General features: G+C 62.9%; 17 protein-coding genes. 7 read left to right on the top strand and 10 right to left on the bottom strand.

Translation table 11 applies throughout. The annotated features are described in order from the left end of the window. The first annotated feature begins 52 nt into the window (after window positions 1-52). The 4 genes from metF to JWV26_RS12810 all read left to right on the top strand — a co-directional run bounded on the left by metF (window position 53) and on the right by JWV26_RS12810 (window position 5,245). Window positions 53-898 carry a methylenetetrahydrofolate reductase [NAD(P)H] gene (gene metF / locus JWV26_RS12825; RefSeq protein ID WP_196457748.1) on the top strand — a complete coding sequence of 282 codons (846 nt, stop codon included), beginning with the start codon at window positions 53-55 and terminating at the stop codon, window positions 896-898. A gap of 82 nt (window positions 899-980) precedes the next feature. Further along, window positions 981-2,354 carry a nucleotide 5'-monophosphate nucleosidase PpnN gene (gene ppnN / locus JWV26_RS12820; RefSeq protein WP_017678447.1) on the top strand — a complete coding sequence of 458 codons (1,374 nt, stop codon included), beginning with the start codon at window positions 981-983 and terminating at the stop codon, window positions 2,352-2,354. A 52-nt stretch (window positions 2,355-2,406) separates the two neighbouring features. Continuing rightward, a complete protein-coding gene (locus JWV26_RS12815; RefSeq protein ID WP_072423445.1) occupies window positions 2,407-3,165 on the top strand; it encodes a substrate-binding periplasmic protein in 759 nt (252 codons plus the stop codon). 187 nt (window positions 3,166-3,352) lie between these two features. Beyond that, complete coding sequence (locus tag JWV26_RS12810; protein ID WP_206417009.1) at window positions 3,353-5,245, top strand: RNA helicase RhlE2; 1,893 nt, start codon at window positions 3,353-3,355, stop codon at window positions 5,243-5,245. A 184-nt stretch (window positions 5,246-5,429) separates the two neighbouring features. On the opposite strand, the gene JWV26_RS12805 is transcribed toward JWV26_RS12810, so the two are convergent. Together JWV26_RS12805 and JWV26_RS12800 are read right to left on the bottom strand one after the other, a co-directional pair. Beyond that, window positions 5,430-6,005 (bottom strand): YceI family protein, encoded by a 576-nt coding sequence (locus JWV26_RS12805; RefSeq protein WP_072423447.1) that lies wholly within the window; start codon window positions 6,003-6,005, stop codon window positions 5,430-5,432. 60 nt (window positions 6,006-6,065) lie between these two features. Then, entirely contained in the window at window positions 6,066-6,611 is a 546-nt protein-coding gene (locus JWV26_RS12800) for a cytochrome b (RefSeq protein ID WP_072423448.1), read from the bottom strand. A gap of 257 nt (window positions 6,612-6,868) precedes the next feature. Here JWV26_RS12800 and JWV26_RS12795 point away from each other — a divergent pair, with 257 nt between their 5' ends. From JWV26_RS12795 to JWV26_RS12785, 3 genes are all read left to right on the top strand, one after another. Beyond that, entirely contained in the window at window positions 6,869-8,272 is a 1,404-nt protein-coding gene (locus JWV26_RS12795; protein WP_206417008.1) for an adenosylmethionine--8-amino-7-oxononanoate transaminase, read from the top strand. A 106-nt stretch (window positions 8,273-8,378) separates the two neighbouring features. Beyond that, window positions 8,379-9,104 (top strand): 16S rRNA (uracil(1498)-N(3))-methyltransferase, encoded by a 726-nt coding sequence (locus JWV26_RS12790; protein ID WP_072423450.1) that lies wholly within the window; start codon window positions 8,379-8,381, stop codon window positions 9,102-9,104. A 207-nt stretch (window positions 9,105-9,311) separates the two neighbouring features. Next, the gene (locus tag JWV26_RS12785; RefSeq protein ID WP_206417007.1) at window positions 9,312-10,793 is read left to right on the top strand and encodes an alanine/glycine:cation symporter family protein; all 1,482 of its coding nucleotides are present in this window, start codon (window positions 9,312-9,314) and stop codon (window positions 10,791-10,793) included. A 78-nt stretch (window positions 10,794-10,871) separates the two neighbouring features. Here the strand turns inward: JWV26_RS12785 and JWV26_RS12780 are convergent, their stop codons facing one another. The 8 genes from JWV26_RS12780 to pilG form a co-directional block, all read right to left on the bottom strand. Next, window positions 10,872-11,342, bottom strand: coding sequence for a chemotaxis protein CheW (locus JWV26_RS12780; RefSeq protein WP_072423452.1), 471 nt, complete (start codon window positions 11,340-11,342; stop codon window positions 10,872-10,874). Between the two features lie 10 nt (window positions 11,343-11,352). Continuing rightward, window positions 11,353-12,372, bottom strand: a complete 1,020-nt coding sequence (locus JWV26_RS12775) for a chemotaxis protein CheB (RefSeq protein ID WP_072423453.1) — start codon at window positions 12,370-12,372, stop codon at window positions 11,353-11,355. Beyond that, window positions 12,369-19,691 carry an Hpt domain-containing protein gene (locus JWV26_RS12770; protein ID WP_206417006.1) on the bottom strand — a complete coding sequence of 2,441 codons (7,323 nt, stop codon included), beginning with the start codon at window positions 19,689-19,691 and terminating at the stop codon, window positions 12,369-12,371. The genes JWV26_RS12775 and JWV26_RS12770 overlap by 4 nt, the downstream gene beginning before the upstream one ends. 25 nt (window positions 19,692-19,716) lie before the next feature. Continuing rightward, window positions 19,717-20,577: a protein-glutamate O-methyltransferase gene (locus tag JWV26_RS12765; protein WP_206419213.1), complete on the bottom strand. Its 861-nt coding sequence runs from the start codon at window positions 20,575-20,577 to the stop codon at window positions 19,717-19,719. A gap of 60 nt (window positions 20,578-20,637) precedes the next feature. Continuing rightward, entirely contained in the window at window positions 20,638-22,674 is a 2,037-nt protein-coding gene (locus tag JWV26_RS12760; RefSeq protein WP_206417005.1) for a methyl-accepting chemotaxis protein, read from the bottom strand. 81 nt (window positions 22,675-22,755) lie between these two features. Further along, complete coding sequence (locus JWV26_RS12755) at window positions 22,756-23,292, bottom strand: chemotaxis protein CheW (protein WP_017678435.1); 537 nt, start codon at window positions 23,290-23,292, stop codon at window positions 22,756-22,758. A gap of 45 nt (window positions 23,293-23,337) precedes the next feature. Further along, entirely contained in the window at window positions 23,338-23,703 is a 366-nt protein-coding gene (gene pilH / locus JWV26_RS12750; RefSeq protein ID WP_003458790.1) for a twitching motility response regulator PilH, read from the bottom strand. Window positions 23,704-23,749: 46 nt separating this feature from the next. Continuing rightward, window positions 23,750-24,157: a twitching motility response regulator PilG gene (pilG, locus tag JWV26_RS12745; protein WP_017678433.1), complete on the bottom strand. Its 408-nt coding sequence runs from the start codon at window positions 24,155-24,157 to the stop codon at window positions 23,750-23,752.

Raw genomic sequence — 24,157 nt, 5'->3', positions numbered from 1 at the left:
AAGGTGGATGGAAAAACGCCATCCACCCTACGTCTCCAAGGCTAGAAACCCTATGAGCCAAGAACGCCGCTACAGCTTCGAGTTCTTCCCCACCAAGACCGAAGCCGGGCATGAAAAACTGATGGACGTGGCGCGCCAGCTGGCGACCTACAACCCTGATTTCTTCTCCTGCACTTACGGCGCCGGCGGTTCGACCCGCGACCGAACCCTCAACACCGTGCTGCAGCTCGATGGCGAGATCAAGGTGCCCACCGCCCCGCACCTGTCCTGCGTGGGTGACAGCAAGGCCGAACTGCGCGAGCTGCTGAACCTGTACAAGAATGCCGGCATCAAGCGCATCGTTGCCCTGCGCGGTGACCTGCCATCCGGCATGGGCATGGCCAGCGGCGAGCTGCGCTACGCCAATGAACTGGTCGAGTTCATTCGCACTGAAACCGGTGATCACTTCCATATCGAAATCGCCGCCTACCCGGAGATGCACCCGCAGGCGCGCAACTTCGAGGACGACATCGCCAACTTCGTGCGCAAGTCCAAGGCCGGCGCCGACAGCGCCATCACTCAGTACTTCTTCAACGCCGACAGCTACTTTTACTTCGTCGAGCGCGTGCAGAAACTGGGCGTGGACATTCCGGTGGTGCCGGGCATCATGCCGATCACCAACTACAGCAAGCTGGCGCGCTTCTCCGACGCCTGCGGTGCGGAAATCCCACGCTGGGTACGCAAGCAACTGGAAGCCTACGGCGACGATGCCGACAGCATTCGCGCCTTCGGCGAGCAGGTCATCACCGAGATGTGCGAACGCCTGCTGCAAGGCGGCGCGCCCGGCCTGCACTTCTACAGCATGAACCTGGCCGGCCCCAGCCTGGCCATCTGGAACAATCTCAAGCTGCCGCGTTAGCAGGCCGCTTACTCACAGGCTGCCCATCCTGGGCAGCCTGCTCGCTTCGCCCTCCCGCCTTGCCGCCGAAGGATCGCCCCTCATGCTCAAACGCACCAAGATCAACGCCTCAGTCAGCCCCAAGGGCAGCCTGGAAACCCTCTCGCAGCGCGAAGTGCAGCAACTGCGCGAAACCGGCTCCGGTAGCGTTTATCGCCTGTTCCGCCAGTGCGCACTGGCGATCCTCAACACCGGCTCGCACAGCGACAATGCCAAGACCATCCTCGAGGCCTACCCGGACTTCGAAGTGAAGATTCACCAGCAGGATCGCGGCATCCGCCTGGAGCTGATCAACGCGCCGGCCGACGCCTTCGTCGATGGCGAGATGATCGCCAGCACCCGCGAGATGCTGTTCAGCGCCCTGCGCGACATCGTCTACACGCAGAGTGAGCTGGAGAACAAGCGCATCGACCTGGACAGCTCCGAAGGCATCACCGATTACGTCTTCCACCTGCTGCGCAACGCCCAGACCCTGCGTAGCGGCGTAGAGCCGAAGATGGTGGTGTGCTGGGGCGGCCACTCGATCAGCACCGAGGAATACAAGTACACCAAGAAGGTCGGCCACGAGCTCGGTCTACGCGGCCTGGACATCTGCACCGGTTGCGGCCCGGGCGTGATGAAGGGGCCGATGAAGGGTGCCACCATCAGCCACGCCAAGCAGCGCAACCTCAAGGGCCGCTACCTGGGCCTGACCGAGCCGGGCATCATTGCCGCCGAAGCGCCGAATCCGATCGTCAACGAGCTGGTGATCCTGCCGGACATCGAGAAGCGCCTGGAAGCCTTCGTCCGCGTCGGCCACGGCATCATCATCTTCCCCGGCGGCGCTGGCACGGCCGAAGAGTTCCTCTACCTGCTGGGTATCCTCACCCACCCGGACAACCAGGACCTGCCCTTCCCGGTCATACTGACCGGCCCGAAGAGCGCCGGACCGTATCTGCAGCAGCTGCATGACTTCATCGGGGCGACTCTCGGTGAGGCCGCACAGCAGCGCTATCGCATGATCGTCAACGACCCGGCCGAAGTCGCCCGCGAGATGGCCGTCGGCATCAAAGCCGTGCGCCAGTTCCGCCGTGAGCGCAATGACGCCTTCCACTTCAACTGGCTGCTGAAGATCGACGAAAGTTTCCAGCACCCCTTCGAACCGACCCACGAAGCGATGGCCAGCCTCAACCTCACCCGCGAGCAGCCGCTGCATCACCTGGCCGCCAACCTGCGTCGCGCGTTCTCCGGCATCGTTGCGGGCAACGTCAAGGAAAACGGCATCCGCCTGATCGAGGAACATGGTCCCTACGAGATTCGCGGCGAAACCACCATCATGCGCCCGCTGGATCGCCTGCTGCAGGCCTTCGTCGAACAGCACCGCATGAAGCTGCCGGGTGGCAGTGCCTATGAGCCCTGCTATCGGGTAGTCGACTAAAGCTGCACAAGACGCACTTTCACGGCACCCGCAAAATCGCTAATCTGGCGCAATGCCATTATTCCAGCGCCAGATTATCGCCACCCTTTTGCTGTGCTGTTGCGCTTTCGCCGCCCGCGGCGAAACACTGCGCCTGGTCACAGATGCCTGGGCGCCCTACGTCTACGAGGAAGACGGCCAGGCCGCTGGCCTCGACTACGAGATCACCCGCGAGGTGCTGCAGCGCCTGGGAGTAAAGCTGGACCTGCAGTTCCTGCCCTGGAAGCGCTGCCTGCTGGAGCTGGAACTGGGCAATGCGGACGGCATTCTGGATATTTTCCATCTGCCCGAGCGCGAGGCGAGCATGCTCTTCGTCGAAGAGCCGCTGAGTGACGTCGAACTCGTGCTGTTCTACGCACGTAACCGCCCCTACCCCTATGAGAGCCTGGAAGACCTGCGCGACCTGGTGATCGGCATCTCGCCGGGCTACTGGTACAACGACGAAACCTTCCGCAACTCGCCCTTGTTCAGTCGCGAAGAGGCTCCGACTCACGAGGCCAATCTGGGCAAACTGATCCGCCACCGCGTCGACCTGGTCATCAATGACCGTCGCGCCGGCCTCTATCTGACGACGCAGTTGGGCTTGCAACAACAGGTCGATTACAACCGCAAAGCGGTCGGCCATGACCGCATGTACCTGGCACTGCGCCACGACCCCGCACTGGCACATCTGGCCAAGGACTTCGTTGACGAGCTGCGCCGCTTCAAGCGCGAGCCTGCCTACGCCGAATTGCAGCAGCGCTACGCCAACCCTGAACGGCTCAGGCCGTGAACCAACCGACAGGCTGGTAGCTGCACAAGGTCTCAGCTCTGTTATACTCGGGACTTCCCGCCAGGCTTGCGCCCGGATGCTAGCTCCCAGAAGCCAGCAGTACCGGACGGGATCACGCCCCCCACGTGTGATTCAAGCCAGGCTCTACACCCCCAGGGCCACGCCCTCACTTAGTACAGGATTGCTCATGTCCTTTGCCTCCCTCGGTCTCTCCGAGGCTCTAGTCCGTGCGGTCGAATCCGCCGGCTACACCCAGCCCACTCCGGTGCAACAGCGGGCCATTCCCGCCGTGTTGCAAGGTCGCGATCTCATGGTGGCGGCCCAGACGGGTACAGGTAAGACGGGCGGTTTCGCCCTGCCGATCCTCGAACGCCTGTTTCCGGGCGGTCATCCGGATCGCGAACAACGTCACGGCCCGAAACAACCGCGCGTGCTGGTGCTGACACCCACCCGCGAACTGGCCGCTCAGGTGCATGAGAGCTTCAAGGTCTATGCCCGCGATTTGAAATTCGTCAGCGCCTGCATTTTCGGCGGCGTTGGCATGAACCCGCAGGTCCAGGCCCTGGCCAAGGGTGTCGACGTTCTCGTGGCCTGCCCCGGCCGCCTGCTCGACCTGGCCAATCAGAAGGCCATCGATCTGTCCCATGTCGAAATCCTCGTGCTCGATGAAGCCGACCGCATGCTCGACATGGGCTTCATCCACGACGTCAAGAAGGTGCTGGCCAAACTGCCGGCACAGCGCCAGAACCTGCTGTTCTCGGCCACCTTCTCCAAGGACATCACCGACCTGGCCGGCAAGCTGCTGCACAACCCCGAGCGCATCGAGGTCACGCCGCCAAACACCACGGTCGAACGCATCGAACAGCGCGTGTTCCGCCTGGCCTCCAGCCACAAACGCGCCCTGCTCGCCCACCTGATCACCCAGGGCGCCTGGGAACAGGTATTGGTGTTCACCCGCACCAAGCACGGTGCCAACCGCCTGGCCGAGTACCTCGACAAGCATGGTCTGCCGGCTGCCGCGATCCATGGCAACAAGAGCCAGAACGCCCGCACCAAGGCCCTGGCCGACTTCAAGGCCAACCAGGTACGCATCCTGGTAGCCACCGATATCGCCGCACGCGGCCTGGATATCGACCAGCTGCCGCATGTGGTCAACTTCGAGCTGCCCAACGTCGAGGAAGACTACGTTCACCGCATCGGCCGTACTGGCCGTGCCGGCCGTAGCGGCGAGGCCATCTCGCTGGTCGCGCCGGACGAAGAGAAGCTGCTGAAAAGCATCGAGCGGATGACCAAGCAGAAGATCCCCGACGGCGATCTGCTGGGCTTCGACGCCAGCACCGTCGAGGCCGAGCGCCCGGAAACCCGCGAACCGCGCCAGCCGCGCGGGCAGAAGCAAGCCAAGGCGCAGAACGCCCAGGGCGGCGACAAACCCAAGGGTGAGCGCAACAACGGTGGGCGCAGAGACAAGGGCAAGGACAGCGGCAAGGACCAGAAAGCCAAGCCGCAACAACAGGGTCAGGGCCAGAACCGCCGTGGTCAGCAGTCGCGCAGCCAGAGTCGTGGCGCAGCGCCGGCCATTCCACCCTTGCCTCCAGATCGCGACCCGGAAGAGTTCCTCGACGACGAAATCGATAATTTCGGCAACCGTGCCGATTACGTACCAGTGCAGAACAAGCCACAAGGTCGCGGCCGTCGCTCAGGCGGTGGGTCGGCTGGCAATGGCGCTGCTCAGGGCCAAGGCCAGAGAGCCAACAGCAACAACAGGCAGCCCCGCAGCAACGCTGGCGGCAACCCAGGCAACCCAGGCAACCCCGGCAAGAATCGTCGCCAAGGCGGCCAGGGGCGTAACGGCGGTGGCCGTGGCCGACCGGCGGACGGTCGCATCACCTCGCTGGATCGCGACGAGCTGCCACGCGCCGAAGCGGCCGTGCGCAACCCGCGCGAAAAGCAGCCGATCATCGTGCACAAGGGCTCGCGCCTGGATCGTTTCCCCAGCGCCGAGCAGCTCGACGAACTGAGCAACAGCACTCGTCCACGCAGCGAAAAGCCGGCGCTACTGACGCGTAACCGCGAAGAGTAAGCTGCCGCGCCAACGAAAACGCCACCCCATGGGGTGGCGTTTTTCATGGTGCAGAGGGGGATGAACTGAAACAACCCTCTCCCGCCCTTTGGACCCCCTCGGCTTTAGCTCCTGCATCCTTGCAGTCGTCTTCTCCCATTAAATGGGAGAAGGTCATCAGCTGGGCCGCAAGCGGCCGCTTTTCTTACTGACGAATGCCTTCGACCGAAATGATCAGCTCGACGGTTTGCGAAGCCGGGCCGAGATCCATGGAGATATCGAAGTCCTTCAGCGTCAGGGTAGTGGTGCCTTCGAAGCCGGCACGGTAACCGCCCCACGGGTCCTTGCCTTCGCCAATGAACTTGGCAGCGATCACCACCGGCTTGGTCACGCCGTTCAGGGTCAGGTTGCCGGTCACGTCGGCAGTGCCTTCGCCAGTGGACTTGACCGAAGTGGATTCGAAGGTGGCCGTAGCGTGCTTGCTCGCATTGAGGAAGTCGGCACTGCGGATGTGCTTGTCACGTTCGGCATGGTTGGTGTCGACGCTGGCGGTCTTCAGGGTCACGTTGACTTTGCTGGCCTCGGGGTTGGCGGCATCGAAGCTGAACGTGCCGTCGAAGTCCTTGAAGGTGCCGTACAGCCAGCTGTAGCCCAGGTGGCTGATCTTGAAATTGACGAAGGCGTGCTGACCTTGCTTGTCGATGGCGTAATCGGCCGCCATGGCCTGGCCGCCGATCAGAGCGGAGCCCAGAACCAGTGCAGCGAGGGCGTTCTTCAACATGGGGTGTTCTCCTTGCGAGGTTGTCGATCTAGATGGGCCTTGGCCCGGTTATGAAGTGCTTCAGCGCCCGAACATCCGCAGCAGGGTGCTGTCGCGGTCGATGAAATGGTGTTTGAGAGCGGCCAGGCCATGCAGGCCGGCGAAGATCACCAGCCCCCAGGCCAGGTATTCGTGGATCGTCCCGGCAATGTCTTCCTGTTGGGGTATGCCGGTCAGGGTTGCCGGTACGCTGAACAGGCCAAACACCTCGATCCCGCGGCCATCGGCGGTGGAAATCAGGTAGCCGGAGACCATCACACCGAACAGACCGAGATAGAGCACGCCATGACCCAGCTTGGAAGCCAGGCGTGTGAGCCGGCCATGGCTGGCCAGGGCTGCCGGCGCTGGGCTGCACAGGCGCCACAACACACGCAGCAACATCACGGCAAACAACAGGATGCCGATGCTCTTGTGCAGGTCAGGTGCACTCTGGCGCCACGGGTCGTAGTAGCTGAGCCCCACCATCCAGAAGCCGAGGGCGAACAGACCGAACACGACCAACGCCACCAGCCAATGCAGCACGACGCTGACCAGACCATAACGAACAGAGGTATTGCGCCATTGCATGGGAGGCTTCCCTAATTCAGTTCCGAGCAAGACTAACGACAAATATATCGATTTAAAGCGGAAAATTTCGCTATGAAACATCGAGAAATGCGATCTTTCATTTCAGCTTCCTTTCGCCGACCAGTTTAGTTCAACGCGCTCGTTGCAGAGTTCATTAGCAGCAGAACCGACGGTGCATTGCACCAGACCAGCGGCAGCGACCACGTCTCACTGGCGGCTTCTGGTAGGCTGTGCCGCCGAACCCTGGGAGATTTCGCATGAGCCTGAACGACCACTGGATGCAACGCGACCTCGACGTGTTGTGGCACCCCTGCACCCAGATGAAGGATCACGAGCGCCTGCCACTGGTGGCGATTCGCAAGGCCTCAGGCGTATGGCTGGAGGACTTCGACGGCAAGCGCTACCTGGACGCGGTCAGCTCCTGGTGGGTCAATGTGTTCGGCCACGCCAACCCGCGCATCAACGCGCGTATTCGCGAGCAGCTGGACAGCCTCGAGCACGTGATGCTCGCCGGCTTTACCCACCAACCGGTCATCGAGCTCTCCGAGCGCCTGGTGCAGATCACCCCGGCAGGCCTTAACAAGGTGTTCTACGCCGACAACGGTTCCTCAGGCATCGAAGTGGCGTTGAAGATGAGCTTCCACTACTGGCTCAACGGCGGCCAAGCGAGCAAGAAGCGCTTCGTCACCCTGAGCAATAGCTATCACGGCGAAACCGTGGCGGCGATGTCGGTGGGCGACGTGTCGCTGTTCACCGACACCTACAAACCCCTGCTGCTGGACACCCTCAAGGTGCCCAGCCCGGACTGCTACCTGCGCCCCGAAGGCTTGAGCTGGGAGGCACACTCACGCGCCATGTTCGCCCATATGGAACAGACGCTGGCCGAGCATCATCATGAGGTCGCAGCCGTGATCGTCGAGCCGCTGATCCAGGGCGCCGGCGGCATGCGCATGTACCACCCGATCTACCTCAGGCTTTTGCGCGAGGCCTGCGACCGCTATGGCGTGCACCTGATCCATGACGAGATTGCCGTCGGCTTCGGCCGCACCGGCACGATGTTCGCCTGCGAGCAGGCCGGCATCACCCCGGATTTCCTGGTGCTGTCCAAGGCACTGACCGGTGGTTACCTGCCGATGGCCGCGGTGCTGACCACCGATGAGGTCTACAGCGCGTTCTACGACGACTACGCCACCCTGCGCGCCTTCCTTCACTCGCATACCTACACCGGTAACCCGCTGGCCTGCGCCGCCGCGCTGGCGACCCTGGACATCTTTCGTGATGACAATGTGATCGAGCGCAACAAGGCCCTGGCGGCACGCATGGCCAGTGCCACCGCGCACCTGGCCGAACACCCGCATGTGGCCGAAGTGCGCCAGACCGGCATGGCCCTGGCCATCGAGATGGTGCAGGACAAGGCCAGCAAGACAGCCTACCCCTGGCAGGAACGGCGTGGCCTGCGCGTTTACCAGCACGCGTTGGAACGCGGCGCGCTGCTGCGCCCACTGGGTAGCGTGGTGTATTTCCTGCCGCCCTACGTGATCACCCCCGAGGAAATCGACTTTCTCGCCGAGGTGGCCAGCGAGGGCATCGACATCGCCACCCGTGAGTCGATCAGCGTGGCGGTGGATAATCGCTATCCCGATCATCGCGATCCGGGTTAACGAGCCTGGTGCGCATGGAGCAAGCGGCGCCCTTCCCGTAGGGTGCGCCGCGCGCACCATCGCTTTAAACTTACCGCCTCAAACTTGCCGCTTGTAGCTGCCTCATATGCGCCTTTCCCGCTTTTTTATCGACGCCCCGCTCTCACTCGGCCAACACGAGCTGCCCGAGGCTCAGGCTCATTACATTGGTCGCGTGCTGCGCCACGCCGCAGGCGACGCGGTGCAACTGTTCGACGGCAGCGGCCGCGAGTATCTGGGCGAGCTGATCGAAGTAGGCAAGAAGGCAGTGCGGGTGGAGTTGCGTGAAGCGCTCGACGGCCAGGCCGAATCCCCTCTGCGCATCCACCTCGGCCAGGGCCTGTCGCGCGGCGAACGCATGGACTGGGCCATCCAGAAAGCCACCGAGCTTGGCGCAGCGGAGATCACACCGATTGTCTCGGCGCGCTGCGAGGTACGCCTGAAGGACGAACGCGCCGACAAGCGCATGGCCCACTGGCGCCAGGTAGCGATCAGTGCCTGCGAGCAATGTGGCCGCTCGGTGCTGCCGGTGATCAACCCACCGCTGGAACTGGCAGCCTGGCTGCAACAAACCGAAGCCGACCTGAAGCTGGTGCTGCACCCGGTCGCCGCCCCCCTGCAAAGCCACGACAAACCGAACAGCCTGGCCTTTCTGATCGGCCCGGAAGGCGGTTTGAGCGAAGCAGAAGTGGATCAGGCCAAGGACGCTGGCTTCCATGCCGCCCGCCTGGGACCACGCGTTCTGCGCACGGAAACGGCCCCCGTGGTGGCGCTAAGCGTCGCCCAACAGCTCTGGGGCGACCTCCAGGCGTAAAATGTCGCCTTGGCGTAACAAAATGTGACCTCAAGAGATTGCAAGACTGGCAGTCTTTGTCATGCTCTGCGCGCCGCTCGCGCGACCCGCTCACCAGCAACCTGCGCGCGGCCGAGGCCGGCGCCCCGCAGCGTCGTTCCTCTTCCAATAACAAATCAACGGGCTTCGGCCCCGCCCAAAAGGCGGCCGCATGCCCAGGAGCATTGCATGAACGAACTGGTCTCGACCCTAAACGGTCTGGTCTGGAGCCCGGCGCTGATCTATCTATGTCTTGGCGTTGGTCTCTACTTCTCCCTGCGCGGCCGCTTTCTACAGGTTCGCCACTTCAAAGAAATGATTCGCCTGATGTTCACCGGCAAAACCGATGAACATGGCATCACCTCCTTCCAGGCACTGACCATGACCCTCGCTGGTCGCGTCGGTACCGGCAACATCGCCGGTGTGGCCACTGCGATCACCTTCGGTGGTCCGGGTGCCGTGTTCTGGATGTGGATGGTGGCGTTCCTCGGCGCCAGCTCGGCATTCGTCGAGTCCACCCTCGGTCAGGTCTACAAGGAAAAGCTCAACGGTGAATACCGTGGCGGTCCGGCCTTCTACATCGAGCGTGGCCTGGGTCTGAAATGGTACGCCTGGCTGTTCGCCGTGGTTACCGTGTTCGCCTGCGGCCTGCTGCTGCCAGGCGTACAGGCCAACTCCATCGCCTCCAGCGTGAATACCGCCTTCGGTATCGACCCGAACGTGACTGCCGCTGTGCTGGCCGTACTGATCGGCCTGATCATCTTCGGCGGCGTCAAGCGTATCGCCCACTTCACCCAGGTGGTCGTACCGTTCATGGCGCTGGGCTACATCCTGGTAGCGATGGTCATCATCCTGCTGAACATCGAGAAGCTGCCGGAAGTCGTACTGCTGATCGTCAAGAGCGCCTTCGGCCTCGAAGCCGGTTTCGGCGCCATCGTCGGCATGGCCATCCAGTGGGGCGTCAAGCGCGGTGTCTACTCCAACGAAGCAGGCCAGGGTACCGGTCCGCACGCTTCGTCGGCCGCCGCTGTCAGCCACCCGGCCAAGCAAGGCCTGGTTCAGGGCTTCTCGGTCTACATCGACACCCTGTTCGTCTGCTCCGCCACTGCCTTCATGCTGCTGATCACTGGTCAGTACAACGTGCAGGCACCGGATGGCAGCGCGATGTTCACCGGTATCGCTGGCGTAGCAGCCGGCCCGGGCTACGTGCAGACCGCGATGGAGAACATGATGCCCGGCTTCGGTAACGCCTTCGTTGCCATCGCCCTGTTCTTCTTCGCCTTCACCACCATCCTGGCGTACTACTACATCGCCGAAACCAACATTGCCTACATCAACCGCAAGGTGAAGCGTCCCGTCCTCACCCTGCTGCTGAAGTTCGGCATCATCGCGGCTACCGTGTACGGCACCGTGCACACTGCCACCTTCGCCTGGGACCTGGGTGATCTCGGCGTCGGCCTGATGGCCTGGCTGAACATCATCGCCATCCTGCTCATGCACAAGGTCGCCTACAAGTGCCTGAAGGACTACGAGCAGCAGCTGGACGAGGGCAAGGACCCGGTCTTCCACCCGGAAAAGCTCGGTATCAAGAATGCTGACTACTGGAGCAGCAGCACCTCGGCAGAGAACCTGACTGCCGAGAACGGCGAAGCGCAGCAACCGCAGCGCTGATAGCCGCACAGCAGTAACGAAAAAGCCCCGGCCAGTGCCGGGGCTTTTTCATGGGCGAGGTGATCGCGCCGGGTCGGTTCAGATCAGGCCGGCATCGGCGAGCAGTTGCTCCAGTGCGGCCAGATCGGGAATACGCACCACCTCATCACCAACGCGCGCTGCGCCCAGCTCCAGAGGCGCCAGCTCGACATCAGCGCCTTGCAGCTCACTGCCGACCTTCAGCGAGCGCGGAATACCCTGCACCAGCAGCGCGATGAACTTGACCTTGGGGCGGCCGCCCAGGGCGTTGATCACCGCAACGCGGGCACCACTGGCGACGTGCACTTGGCCGCCGCTGGCGGCCTCGAAGGAGAGCAGCGGCAAGCGCAGATCACGCCAGGCGATCTGGCCGAGAAACCAGTCGGGAGTGCCTTCAGTGACCTGCGGTGCGCGATAGGGGATCAGCTCGGCCACCGCCACGTTGGGCAGCAGCAGGGTGCGGTCGGCCAGAGGCACCAGCAAGCCGGTGAGACTGGCGGCGCTGTTCTGGGTGGCGACGGCTTGGCTCATTGAAACGTCCTCAACTGCAATGTTCGGCGAGGTGATTGACCAGCGCCACGGCCAGCTCACGCGGGTCGGCACTGAAGCTGCTGTAACCGCCTTCGCGCAGGCTGTCGGGCATGCTCGGACTGGCGCAGCTGTCGGCGCGCTGGGTCCAGATCACGCCACCCTGGCGTTTGACGTAGGCGGCGGCGGCGCTGCCATCGCTGCCCATGCCGCTGAACGCGATCACGCCGCACTGGGCACCGAACTGCTGCGCCAGGTTGAGCATCATCTGATCGATGGAAGGACTGTAGGGCTCCGGCCAGCCGCGTTCGGCGATCTGCATCGCGCCGTCTTCGGCAAAGCCCAGCTCGTTGCTGATCGGCACCACCACCACCTCACCACAACGCACCGGATCGCCATGACGTGCCGAGTTGACGTGCCACTGACTGTGCCGACCGACCGCCTGTGGCAGCACGGCCTCGAAGCTGGCATCAATGTGTTGGGCGTAGATGAAACCGATGGGCAGGCCACCCGGCAGGGCATCGAGAAATGCCTTGACCGCCGCCGGACCGCCCAGCGAGGCGGCCAGCAGCCATACCTGACGGGCCGGTTCGCCAGCTTTCAGCGGCGTGTCGGCCAGTGCTTGCGGCAGTTCCAGACGCGCCGGGCGCTGCGCTTCGTCGAGCAGTGCCTGCAGGCTCGGCCCGACGGCCTGGGTCGGATCGCCGACCAGGCGCTTGAGCTTGCCGAACAGGCTGCGCTCCCAACGCGGGTAGTTCTCCGAATGGCGCTCGGGGGCATGGCCCTCGCCGAACAGCACTGGGGCACTGACGCGCTCTAGCAGGCTGTCGACCAGCGGCGAATCTTCCGACTGGGCCAGGTCCACCAACCACAGGTCGGTCTCGCAGGCTGCCAGTTGCTCCTCGTCGAGCCGCGTCGGGTCGCTGTTGAGCACCACCTGATAACCGCCACCGGCCAATGCCTGCTGCAGCACGTGGCGCTGCAGCGAGGTGTCGGCGATTACTGCGATACGCGCGGAGGTTTTGTCTGTCATGTCCGTTTGACCCGATGGCTATCCACCAACTGAGCGATGGTTTCGAGCAGCAAGGATTCCTGATAAGGCTTGCCGAGATACTGATTGACGCCGATGGACATGGCCCGCTCGCGGTGCTTCTCGCCGGTACGCGACGTGATCATGATGATCGGCAGATCCTTGAGGCGCTCATCGTGGCGCACCAGCGTGGCCACTTCGAAGCCGTCCATGCGCGGCATCTCGATGTCCAGCAGCATGATGTCAGGCTTGTGGTCCTGAAGCTGGGCGATGGCATCGACCCCATCCTTGGCGGTGACCACGTTCATGCCATTACGCTCAAGCAGACGGCTGGTAACCTTGCGCACGGTGACCGAGTCGTCCACCACCATGACCAGCGGCGGCCGGTCGGCCTCGACCTCTTCATTGGCCGCAGCCTGACGCGAAGCCAGGCGCGGCATCAACTGATTCTGCAGATGTGCATGCAACACACGAATGGTCGCCAGCAGATCGAGAATCACCACCACGCGGCCGTCACCGAGGATCGTTGCACCGGAGATCCCGTGCACCCCGGCGAACTGCGGGCCGAGGCTCTTCACCACGATCTCGCGCGAACCGGCCAGGCTGTCCACCTGCACCGCCACGGCGTGCTCACTGGAACGCACCAGGATCACCGGCAGCGGCAAGCTCTGGCCCACCAGCTTGGGCTGCTGACCGTTGTTCAGCAGATCGCCCAGGTACTTCAGTTCGTAGGCCTGTCCGGCGTACTCGAAACGCGGCGCATCCGGCGCGTAGTAGGCCTCCAGTTCGAACGGCGACACCCGCACGATACCTTCGATGGTGTTCAGCGGGATGGCATAGAGGTCTTCGCCGGAGTACACCATCAGTGCACGGTTGACCGACACGGTGAACGGCAGACGAATGGTGAAGCGCGTACCCTTACCCAGCGCCGAGTCGATGCTCATCGAGCCGCCAAGCTGCTTGACCTCCGAGTGCACCACGTCCATGCCGACGCCACGACCGGAAATCTGCGTGACCTTCTCGGCAGTGGAGAAACCCGCCTCGAGGATGAACTGCAGGATCTCGTGATCGCTCAGATCGCTGTCGGCGTCCATCAGCCCACGCTCGATAGCCTTGCGCCGCACGGCCTCCAGGCGAATACCACCGCCGTCATCGTCCAGGGTAAGAACGATATCGCCGCCCTCACGACCGAGATTGAGACGAATGGTGCCAGTTTCCGGCTTGCCGACGTCGCGGCGCACGGCAGTGGGCTCGATGCCGTGATCGACGGCGTTACGCAGCATATGCTCCAGAGGCGCGACGATGCGCTCGAGCACGGTACGGTCCATTTCCCCCTCGGCGTTGCCGACGACGAACTCCACCTGCTTGCCCAGCTCACCCGCCACCTGACGCACGATGCGGCGCAGACGCGGCACCAGACGATCGAACGGCACCATGCGGGTGCGCATCAGACCTTCCTGCAGCTCGGTGTTGACCCGCGCCTGTTGCAGCAGCAGGGTCTCGGCGTCGCGGTTCTTCGCCGCCAGGGTTTCCTTCAGATCGAGCAAGTCCGAGGCCGACTCGAACAGCGCACGAGACAGCTGCTGTAGTTGTGAGTGGCGGTCCATCTCCAGCGGGTCGAAATCTTCATAACCGGCGCGTTCGGCCTCGGCCTGATAGCGACTGAGAATCTGCGCCTGGGTCTCGGTGTCGAGACGGCGCAGCTGATCACGCACGCGGTCGATGGTCGCTTCCATCTCGCTCAGGGTGAAGCCGACATCGCTCACCTGCTGCTCGACACGGCCACGGAAGATCGAGGTCTCACCGGCCAGGTTGACCAGACCTTCGAGCAGCTCCGCTGGTACCTTGACCAGCTCCTGTGGCGCGCGGCGGGATGCCGCCTCCAGTGCTGCCTCCTGCGCACGCTTCACGAACGGCAGCACCTTCGGTGCCTGCAACTGGGTCGGCACGTCACTGGCAGCAATGATCGGGTTGAGCAGATTGTTCGCAGGCGCTGCTGCTGGTTCGGCAACTACCGGCTCATCGCCGAGGCTGGCGCTGAGGCTGGCGCTGAGGCGCTGGCGCAGCACATCGAGCTCGTTCTGCAGTCCTTCGAAACCGGACTGCACATCGAGCAGCAGACTTTCCGGCCAGGGTGCCCCCTGCTGCAGCGCCTCGCTGAGATGCTGCTCCAGGTCGTGGCTCAGATCGCCAAGGCGCTTCTGTCCGGCCAGGCGTGCACCGCCCTTGAGGGTGTGCAGCGTGCGCAGCATCTCGTCGATGGCGCTGACATCATCACGTTGTTCTTCCCAACGCCCGATCGCCGCCTCCATCGCTTCGAGCAGGTCATCGCCCTCTTCCAGGAAGATATCGAGGATGTCGCTGTCAGCCTCTTCGGCTTCATCGCTCTCGACCACCGCCCTGAGGTGGACTGCCGACGGCATGCTCAACTGCTCGTCAGGGTTGGCACGAAAGCGCTTGATCGTCTCGATCAGGGCATGGCCCTGCGGCACCGCGCGCTGACCACGCACGGCTTCGAGCATCTCGGCCAAACGGTCGTGGCAGGCCTGCAGCAGGGTAAACAACTCCTGACTGGCTCGCAGGCGACCGCCACCCAGCCCCTCGTAAAGGAACTCCAGCTCATGGGCCAGATCGCCGATTTCACGAATCTCGGCCATGCGCGCACCACCCTTGAGGGTGTGCAGGTCACGCTGCAGGGCTTCCAGCTCCAGACTGTTGTCGACGTCGCCCATCCAGCGCTGCAGAGCGGCACCGGCACTGTCGATGATGTCGAAACCTTCCTCGAGGAAGATTTCCACCAACTCGGGATCGCGCTCTTCATGCCAGTTGGCCAGCGTGCCTTGTGGCTCTGGCTCTGGCTCTGGCTCTGGCTCTGGCTCTGGCTCTGGCTCTGGCTCTGGCTCGACGATAGCCTCAGCCAGAGGCGGCAGTTCGTCCTCGGGCAACACCAGCTCGACTTCGTCGATCAGCGGCAACTCTGCCTCAGGCTCTGCCTGTGGCGCTTCGTCGAGCACGATTTCGTCTTCGACCAGTGCCAGAGGCGGCAGCTCGAAGCTATCGGGCTCCACCGCTTCGATCGACTCGGCGAGCTCGTCGTCCAGCGCCGGTTCAACCTGAGCCACTGCGGCCGACAGACTCTGCGGCGTGCCACCCTGGCGGAACTGACGAATTGCCTGAATCAGGTCGTCACCAGAAACCAGCGGCTGGCGGGCCTGCAACTGATCGAGCATCTGCGCCAGACGATCATGGCTTTGCTGCAGCAGGTTGCCCAGCGCTGGTGAATAGTTGTAACGGCGGTCGACCAGGCCCTCGTAGAGCGACTCCAGTTCGTGCCCAAGATCGCCAATCGGGCGAATCGCGGCCATCCGCGCACCGCCCTTGAGGGTGTGCAGGTCGCGTTGCAGGGAGGACAACGGCATGGTGTTGTCCGGCTCACTGAGCCAGCGCTCCAGCGCCTGACCGGCGCTGTCGAGAATATCCACAGCCTCTTCGAGGAAAATCTCGACCATTTCCTCATCGAGGTCGGCGTCAACAGGGCTGAAGCCCAGTTCGGCCTCGGCCTGCAACTCCTGGCCAGCGTCATCGACGATTGCCGGTTCGGTGGGCGTCTCTTGCCACTGCACCGGCTCGGCCTCAGCTTGCTCCAGCTCGGCAGTGGCCTGGTCCAGCTCGATGATTTCCAGCCCCTCGGCGCCAGGCGCCAGCAAGGCCAGGGTATGCGGATCAATGGCTTCGCTGAGCAGCTCACGCAGCGCTTGTACGCGCTCGGGTTGCGGGCTGACCTGCAAGGCCGCAGCGACCTGATCCATCATGCCGATCAGCGCTTCGTGAGCCTTTTCCGCTTCGTCGAAGAAGCGTTCGCTGACGGCCAGGCTGCCTTCCTCGACGGCACCATAGAGATCCAGCAGGGCCTCGCAGAGCTCGTCGATCTGCGGCAGCTCGGCCATCTCGGCGCCACGGCCGAGGGTCGTCAGTTCCTCCAGCAGCGCAGACAGCTCCTGGCGCTCAGACGGATGCTCGCGCCATTTGCGCAGCAGGTCCTCGGCGTCCAGCAAGATGTCCATGCCTTCGGCGAGGAAGATGCTGATCATCTGCGGATCGCGACTTTCACCGCTCTGCGCCATACGCTCGTCTTCGGCGCTGGCCAGACGCTCCTGATGCAGCGCCTGGACGCGGGCAAGCAATGCCTCGGCGCCGGGAATAGGTGCCAGAGGCTGAGTCTCAAGATTGTCAAGCCCGATACGGAACACGCCCTCGGCGCTGCTCAACAACTCGGCGGCCGCCAGATCCACCTGAATCAGGTTGGTCTTGAACTCCTTGACCAGCTTCTCCAGCGGCGCAGCGATTTCTGCCACCGGCAGAATGCCGGCCATATAGGCACTGCCCTTGAGGGTGTGCAGGGCACGTTGCAGGTCGTCGGTGACTGGCTGCGGCAGCTCCTGGGCGCAATCGGCGAGAAAACCCACCAGGGTATCCAGATGGGTTTCCGCCTCGTTGCGGAAGATTTCCAGCAACTGTGGGTCAAGGGGCTCACCATTGAGGGGCTCGCCGTCGAGAGACTCGCTATCGAGCGGTTGGTCGGAGACCGACTCGACCTGCTCGACGACCTCGGTAGCGCCGTCAACGCCCACGGGCTCGGCTACCTGCTGGGCGGCCGGGGCGTCAGATTTTGGGGGCGTCAGCCCCTTGGCCAGGGCATGCGCGGTGGCCGCCAGTAGATCGACATCGTCGCGCTGACGCTGAGCCTTGGCGGCAAACTCGTCGACCAGCGCCGGCATCAGCGCCACTACGTCGAGCACCACCTGCTGCACCGGTGCACTCGGTTCGATGCTGCGGTCCAGCACGCGGTTGAGCAGGTTTTCGATGGACCAGCCCAGCTCGCCGATGATCAGCGCGCGAACCATGCGGCCGCTGCCCTTGAGTGTGTGGAAGGCGCGACGCACTTCGATCAGCGCGTCCTTGTTATCGGTATCGGCCTGCCACTGCGGCAGGTATTCGCCGATGGTTTCCAGCACCTCGCCGACTTCCTCGATAAAGACTTCCAGCAATTCTTCATCCACCGGCTCTTCATCGGCCGGCGGCGGCAACAGGCTCGGCGGGACATCGGCGGCAGGCGGATTGATCGCCTGCACCGGTGCGGCCATCACGTCAGCCATTGACAGCGGCTTCTCTGCCACTGGCTCTTCGACCTGGATGTGCGGCGCGCTGGGCAGCTCGACTTCCGGCAGTTCCAGATCGGCCAACTCCAGCTCATCCCACTGACTCGCTTCGGCCAGTTGCTCCAGACTCAGCTCTTCGAGCTCCAAGGCCGGCTCGGCCTGGGCGTCGAACAACGGTGCGGCAATGATCTCTTCGCTTTGCGTACTGGGCAGCTCTTCGAGTTCGCCCAGTTCGAAGGTGAAGGTCTCGGCGCTCTCGCTCACTGCCGGCAGGTCAGGCTCGATGTCAACCAGCTCCAGCTCGGCAACGGCTTCGTCAGGTGCATCGACCGAATCGAAGGCCAGCGGCTCGATCTCGGCGAGGGGCTCTTCGAGCTGTTCGTCCTCGGCACCCAGCAGTTCGATTTCTTGCAGCGGGTCAGCCAGCGGCGCCAGGCTTTCCTCCTGCGGCTCGACGCGGTCGAGAATCGACGGTTTTTCCTTGAGCGGATAACCCAGTGCTTCCAGGCTCTCCTCGGCGACATCGAGAATCAGGTCGCCCTGCGTACCGTGGTCCTCGGCCAGACGCTCGAGGTAATACTCGACGCTGGTAATGGCGTCTGCCAGGGTGTCCAGGCTCTGCCAGTTGGGCACGGCCTTGCGCGCCAGCAACTGTTCCTGAATGTAGCGGTTGCAGGCATTGAGCAGGTCGGCAGCGCGCTGCAGCGGAATCATCGCCAGGCCGCCACGAACCTGCGTCAGCAGGCCGGGGACACGTGCCAGATGCTCGTGGTTCCACTGCGAGGCGATGAACTCGATGATCGCGTCCTTGGCCTGTTCCAGACCGTTGCGCGCCTCTTTGATCACCAACTGATGAATCTGCGCCACATCGGTAGTGGGTAGGTGGCTCTGTTCATTCTTGCTGTCATCGCTCGGCCCGACCATACCGGCCAGCGTCGCTTCGACGTAGAGCAGCGCACCGGCGACGTCCATCAGCACGGCATCGTTGGGCTCGCGCTGACCGAGGGACAGGCCGTGAATGACGTCGATCTGGTCGAGAATGACCTTGCGCGGCTGGCCGAAACCGAGCACTGCGAGGGTATCGGCGATCTGCTTGAGCGGCGCCAGAAGGGCGTCCAGCTCACTGGGTTGACTGCGATCGCTGCGCACGAACAGGTCCAGGCTGTCCTTGACCCGCACCAACTCTTCGCAGAGAGCCGCCACCACAGAACGCATGGCATCACGGTCGGGACCTGCCAGACGGGCACGTTCCTCATCCACCACTTCGTTGTCGGGCAGCGCTTCGTCGAGGCGATACTGTTCCTTCAGGGCGCGAATACGCGGCGACTGCGCCGGTGCCTTGGCCACGTAGAACAGCAGGTTCTTGGTCAGTTCGTCGCTAGCGGGCTGGTTGATGCCATCGGCACCCTGCTCGACCAGGCGCTTGAGCTCCTTGTCGACCTGACGCAGCAAGGTACGCACCGAGGTGCCGTTGACCACACTGCCGTTGGCCAGACCCTCGACCATGCCGGAAGCGATCTGCCACAGACCGCCCAGCGGGGCGTCCTTGCACAGCGTTTCCAGACGAGCGAAGACGCGCGCCATGTAACCGAGATTGGTCGCCAGGTCCTGATTGCGGATCACGCCGACCAGGGCCATTTGCAGCATCTGCCGCAGCTTGCGCAGCAGCACCGGAAGCTCGGCGGTACGCAGGCGTGCCAGGCTATCGGACGGCAGCGCCGGCAGGCGTGCGGACATGTCCGGGGAGAACAGGCTGGTTTCCGACAGCAGCTTTTCGCCACGGGCGGCGCGCAGATCGTTGAGCAGCGGCAGCACGACCATGGGCAAGTCGCGGCGAGCGGTCTGGATGCGGTCGAGGTACACCGGCAGCTGCAGAATGGCCTGCATCAGCACTTCCAGGGCTTCGCCCTGGTTGGCCACGCGACCTTCCATCAGTGCCTTGGCCAACTGCTCCATTTCCTCGGCGAGCAGAGCCGCGCCGTAGAACTCGACCATCTGCAAGGTGCCGTGAACCTGGTGCACGTAGGTCAGGCAGAAGCGCATGCGCGTAGGGTCCTGCGGGTTCTCGACGAACGCCTCCAGGGCTTGCCGCGCCTGCTTCAGGGTTTCCCCGATCTCGCCTTTGACCCACTCCAGGGCGACATAATCATGCCGATCACCCATAGCCACTCCACTCATAAACTTGGCCTTATCCCTTGCGGGTAAACGCCAGAACTCGCTCGTCGGCCACCGGCACCAGTTGCGGGTGCTGCCAACCGGCTACTTCGCCCACGCCCACGACCAGCAGGCCACCCGGCGCCAGGCTTTCGGCCAGGCGATTGAGGATGTCGCGGCGACGCCAGCGGCGGAAATAGATCAGCAAGTTCTGACAGAAAATCACATCCATGCCGGACATCGGCGCCTTGGCCAGTTCCAACACATTGAGCTTGGCGCAGCACACACGCGCGGCCAGGCTCGGTACCACCTTGAAGCGTCCATCGGCCTGGGCGAGAAAGTAGCGCTCGCGCAGCTCGTCACTCACCTGCTCCAGGCGTCGCGCCGAGTAGCACGCCTCGCGTGCCTTGCTCAGTGCGCCCTGACTGATATCCGTACCGGTCACCGCGAAGTGTTCGGGCAACTCGCTGCCTTGCAGAACCTCCGCGGCCTGAATCGCCAGCGAGTAAGGCTCTTCGCCACTGGAGCAACCCACGCTCCAAAACTCCCAGGGCTTGCCCAGGCCCGCTTCCAGCCGCTGCTGCAGGTATTGCGAGAGCACCTCGAAGGACGGAGGGTGACGGAAGAAGCGGGTTTCCTGCACGGTCAGACGATCCAGCAGGGTCGACCACTCCACCGCGCCACGCGGCCCGTCGGTGACCTGACGGTAGTAGCTGGCGTAATCCGTAACGCCCAGTTCGCGCATGCGCGCACTCAGATTGGTCTGCAGAAAGGCGCGCCGCTGCTCGCTGATCACCACACCGGTACGCGCCTCGAGCAGCGTCTGCCAGTCGTGAAAATCGGCTTGCGACATATCGGCCACCGGGCGCAATGCCCAAATGCCCGCTGACTGCATACCTTCGCCCTGAGTCATGGCTGTGTAGCGAAGGCTGCCGCCAGCCTCCGCACTCCTTTATCAGGCGTCTGGCAGGGTGAAGCCGGACACCGACTTGCGCATCTCACTGGCCATCTTGGCCAGGTTACCAATGCTCTTGGCGGTGGCGGTGGTACCCGAGGACGTCTGCGAGGTGATCTCCTGGATCACGTTCATGGTGTTGGAAATGTGGCCGGCCGAAGAGGCCTGCTGACGGGCGGCGTTGGAAATGTTCTGGATGAGAGCCGCGAGGGTTTTCGATACCTTCTCGATCTCTTCCAGTGCCACACCGGCGTCCTGCGCCAGGCGAGCACCGCGCACCACTTCGGAAGTCGTCTGCTCCATGGAGATAACGGCTTCGTTGGTGTCGGTCTGAATGGTTTTTACCAGCGCTTCGATCTGCTTGGTCGCCGCCGAGGAACGTTCTGCGAGGCGTTGAACCTCGTCCGCTACCACGGCGAAACCGCGGCCCGCATCACCGGCCATGGACGCCTGGATCGCGGCGTTCAGTGCGAGGATGTTGGTCTGGTCGGCAATGTCGTTAATCAGGCTAACGATGTCACCGATCTCCTGGGACGATTCACCGAGGCGTTTGATCCGCTTCGAGGTGTCCTGGATCTGCTCACGGATGTTATCCATGCCGGTGATGGTGTTGTGTACGACTTCGTTGCCCTTGTTGGCGATGGCTACGGAACGTTCCGCTACCGCGGAGGATTCCGAGGCGTTCGCCGATACCTGGTCAATCGACACGGCCATCTCGTTGATCGCTGCGGAGGCACCGGCAATTTCCTGCGCCTGGTGCTCGGAAGCTTCGGCCAGGTGCATCGCCGTGGCCTGGGTTTCCTGCGCAGCACCGGCTACCTGAACGGCGGTCAGGTTGATGGTGGCTACCAGGTCACGCAGCTGGTCGATGGAGTAGTTGATGGAGTCGGCGATGGCACCAGTGAAGTCTTCGGTTACCGTCGCGGCCACGGTCAGGTCACCGTCGGCGAGGTCGGCGATTTCGTCGAGCAGACGCAGAATCGCCGCCTGGTTACGTTCGTTCTTCTCGGCAGTCTCGGCCAGACGACGGTTGGTCTCACGCACCATCACCAGACCGATGAGGATGATCGAACCCAGCGCCAGGGCACCCAGCACGTAGCCGAACAGGGTATTGATGGCACGGCCCGAGGCCAGGTCTTCGAAACCGACAGCCAGTTCGGACGCCTTGTCCAGCAGGGTCTGCGAAACGGTGAAGATGGAGCTGGCCGATTCACGCACCTGGAACAGTTCGGGCGAGGTCTCGAGAATCTCGTCCACCGAACCGGATACGAATTCGAACAGCTCGGAAATCTCGGCCAGACGCTCGAGAGCCTCCTCGTCGGTCACCTGGCTGATTTCCATCGCCGCGTTGCCTTCGAGCATGGCGGCCAGTACGCGACCGAACAGGCTGGCATCACGACCAAACATGTCGGCGGCCTGTACCGAGTCTTCGTCACCGGCCAGTACCTTGTTCACCGAGCCGAGAATACGTTCGGCCAGCAGCGACTGACGCTGGGCCACAGAGACCTGGGCAGCCGGTGCACCGCTTTCCAGCAGGATGTCGACCACTTCTTCGTACTCGACCTGCAATTGCGGAATGGTTTCCGCCAGGGTTGCGGCTACCTGGTGCAGCGACAGTACGGTCTGCTCACTGGCAATAATGGCGTCGGTGTTCTGCCGCAGGCTGTCCCAGTCCTGCTGCACCGCAGCCATCTGCGCTTGCACCGAAGCAGGTGCCGGAGGCAAGCCGGTATTGGCATCACCATCGGTCAGGTAGCTCCAGCGCCGCTGGAAGTCGTTACGCGCTGCACGCAGCAGGCCGAATGCCTCTGCCTTGCCCGCCGCAGCCTCAGTGGCGTTGTTGGCGATACGCTGGGACAGTACGCGCAGCTCACCGGAGTGGCTGATGTACTCGGTATCGTAGTTGGACTGGGTGTTGATGTAGGCGAAGTTCGCGAACAACAGCACGATGGAGACGATAAGCACGACGAACAGCGCCGCGATCAGCGTGCTGCTGCGTGCTCCGACCAACAAATTACCTGCATTGATTTTTTTCATTTTCTGGCCCCCGCCTGGACCGACCGCACTACGGTTCCCATGTAACGCCAAAGAGCCGGCAAAGCCGGCCCAACCGAAAATCTACTGATAGGACACATCGAGAAAGCCCGGATTGGTGGTCAGCGCATGAGGGCTGAACACCAACCAGGGTTGTTCTCGTTGAAAGACTCCGTGGATAAACGGCGCAATGCTCGCCTCGAGAGGCGGCAGTTGTTCTGAAAATGCATCCACCGGAAAATGTTGCATGCCGAAAACCTCGTCGACGGTAAGGCCAGCGAAGATCTCCTGGTGGTCCACCACCAGCACTCGCCGCAGCTTGCGCAGCGGCGACAGTTCGTTACCGAAGAACCCGCACAGGTCCATGATCGGCAGCAGGCGGCCACGCACGTTGGCCACCCCTTTGACCCAGCCCTTCACACCCGGCAGCAGGGTGTAGCGCGGCTCGTGCAGCACCTCTCCCACTTCCCCCATCGGCGCGACGAAGAATCGCTCGCCCATGCGAAAGCCGATACCGCTCCAGCTCTGCACCGCCGCCTGTTGCGACGGCAGGCCAGCCGCCAGGACCCGGCAACGCTGGTCAATCTCAAGGAGGATCTGGAAAGGAGTCTGCGCGGACATGCCAGCCTTGGCCTTCTTTTTATTTAGTACACGGACAGCACGGCATCAGCCGGCCAGTACCGCATTGAGGGTCTTCAGCAAGGTATCTTCGTCGATCGGCTTGGTCAGGTAGTCCTTGGCGCCTTGGCGCTTGCCCCAGACCTTGTCGGTTTCCTGATCCTTGGTAGTGACGATGATCACCGGGATGTGGCTGGTCTCGGCGTCCTTGGTCAGCTGACGGGTCGCCTGAAAGCCGTTGAGGCCGGGCATGACGATGTCCATCAGCACCGCGTCGGGCTTTTCCTGGCGAGCCAGAGCCACGCCGTCAGCGCCGTTTTCCGCCTTGAGTACCTGATGCCCATGTTTTTCCAGCATGGCGGTCAGCTTGTACATCTCGGTCGGGGAGTCATCAACAATCAGAATTCGAGCCATGGTGTTTCCCAATACAGAAGTGGCGTACGGCGGTCAGGCCGGAACGTCAGGAGGCTTGTTCCACCGGGGTGAAGTCGGGCACGTGAGCCTTGATGGCACCGAGCAGCTCTTCCTTGCTGAAAGGCTTGGTCAGGTACTGATCGGAGCCGACGATACGCCCCTTGGCCTTGTCGAACAGACCGTCCTTGGAGGACAGCATGATCACTGGCGTGGACTTGAAAGCACTGTTGTTCTTGATCAGGGCACAGGTCTGATACCCATCGAGACGCGGCATCATGATGTCAACAAAGATGATACTGGGATGCGTGTCGGCAATCTTGGCCAGGGCATCGAAGCCATCGACCGCGGTGATGACATCACAACCCACTTTTTTCAGCAGAGTTTCAGCGGTGCGACGAATCGTTTTCGAATCGTCGATCACCATCACTTTCAAACCCTCGGTATGCTGTTCCAT

It is taken from the genome of Ectopseudomonas toyotomiensis, from assembly GCF_017167985.1.
Taxonomy (GTDB): Bacteria; Pseudomonadota; Gammaproteobacteria; order Pseudomonadales; family Pseudomonadaceae; genus Aquipseudomonas; species Aquipseudomonas toyotomiensis.
Note: the sequence above shows the minus strand (reverse complement) of the source record. Positions and strands in the feature narration are given on the sequence as shown.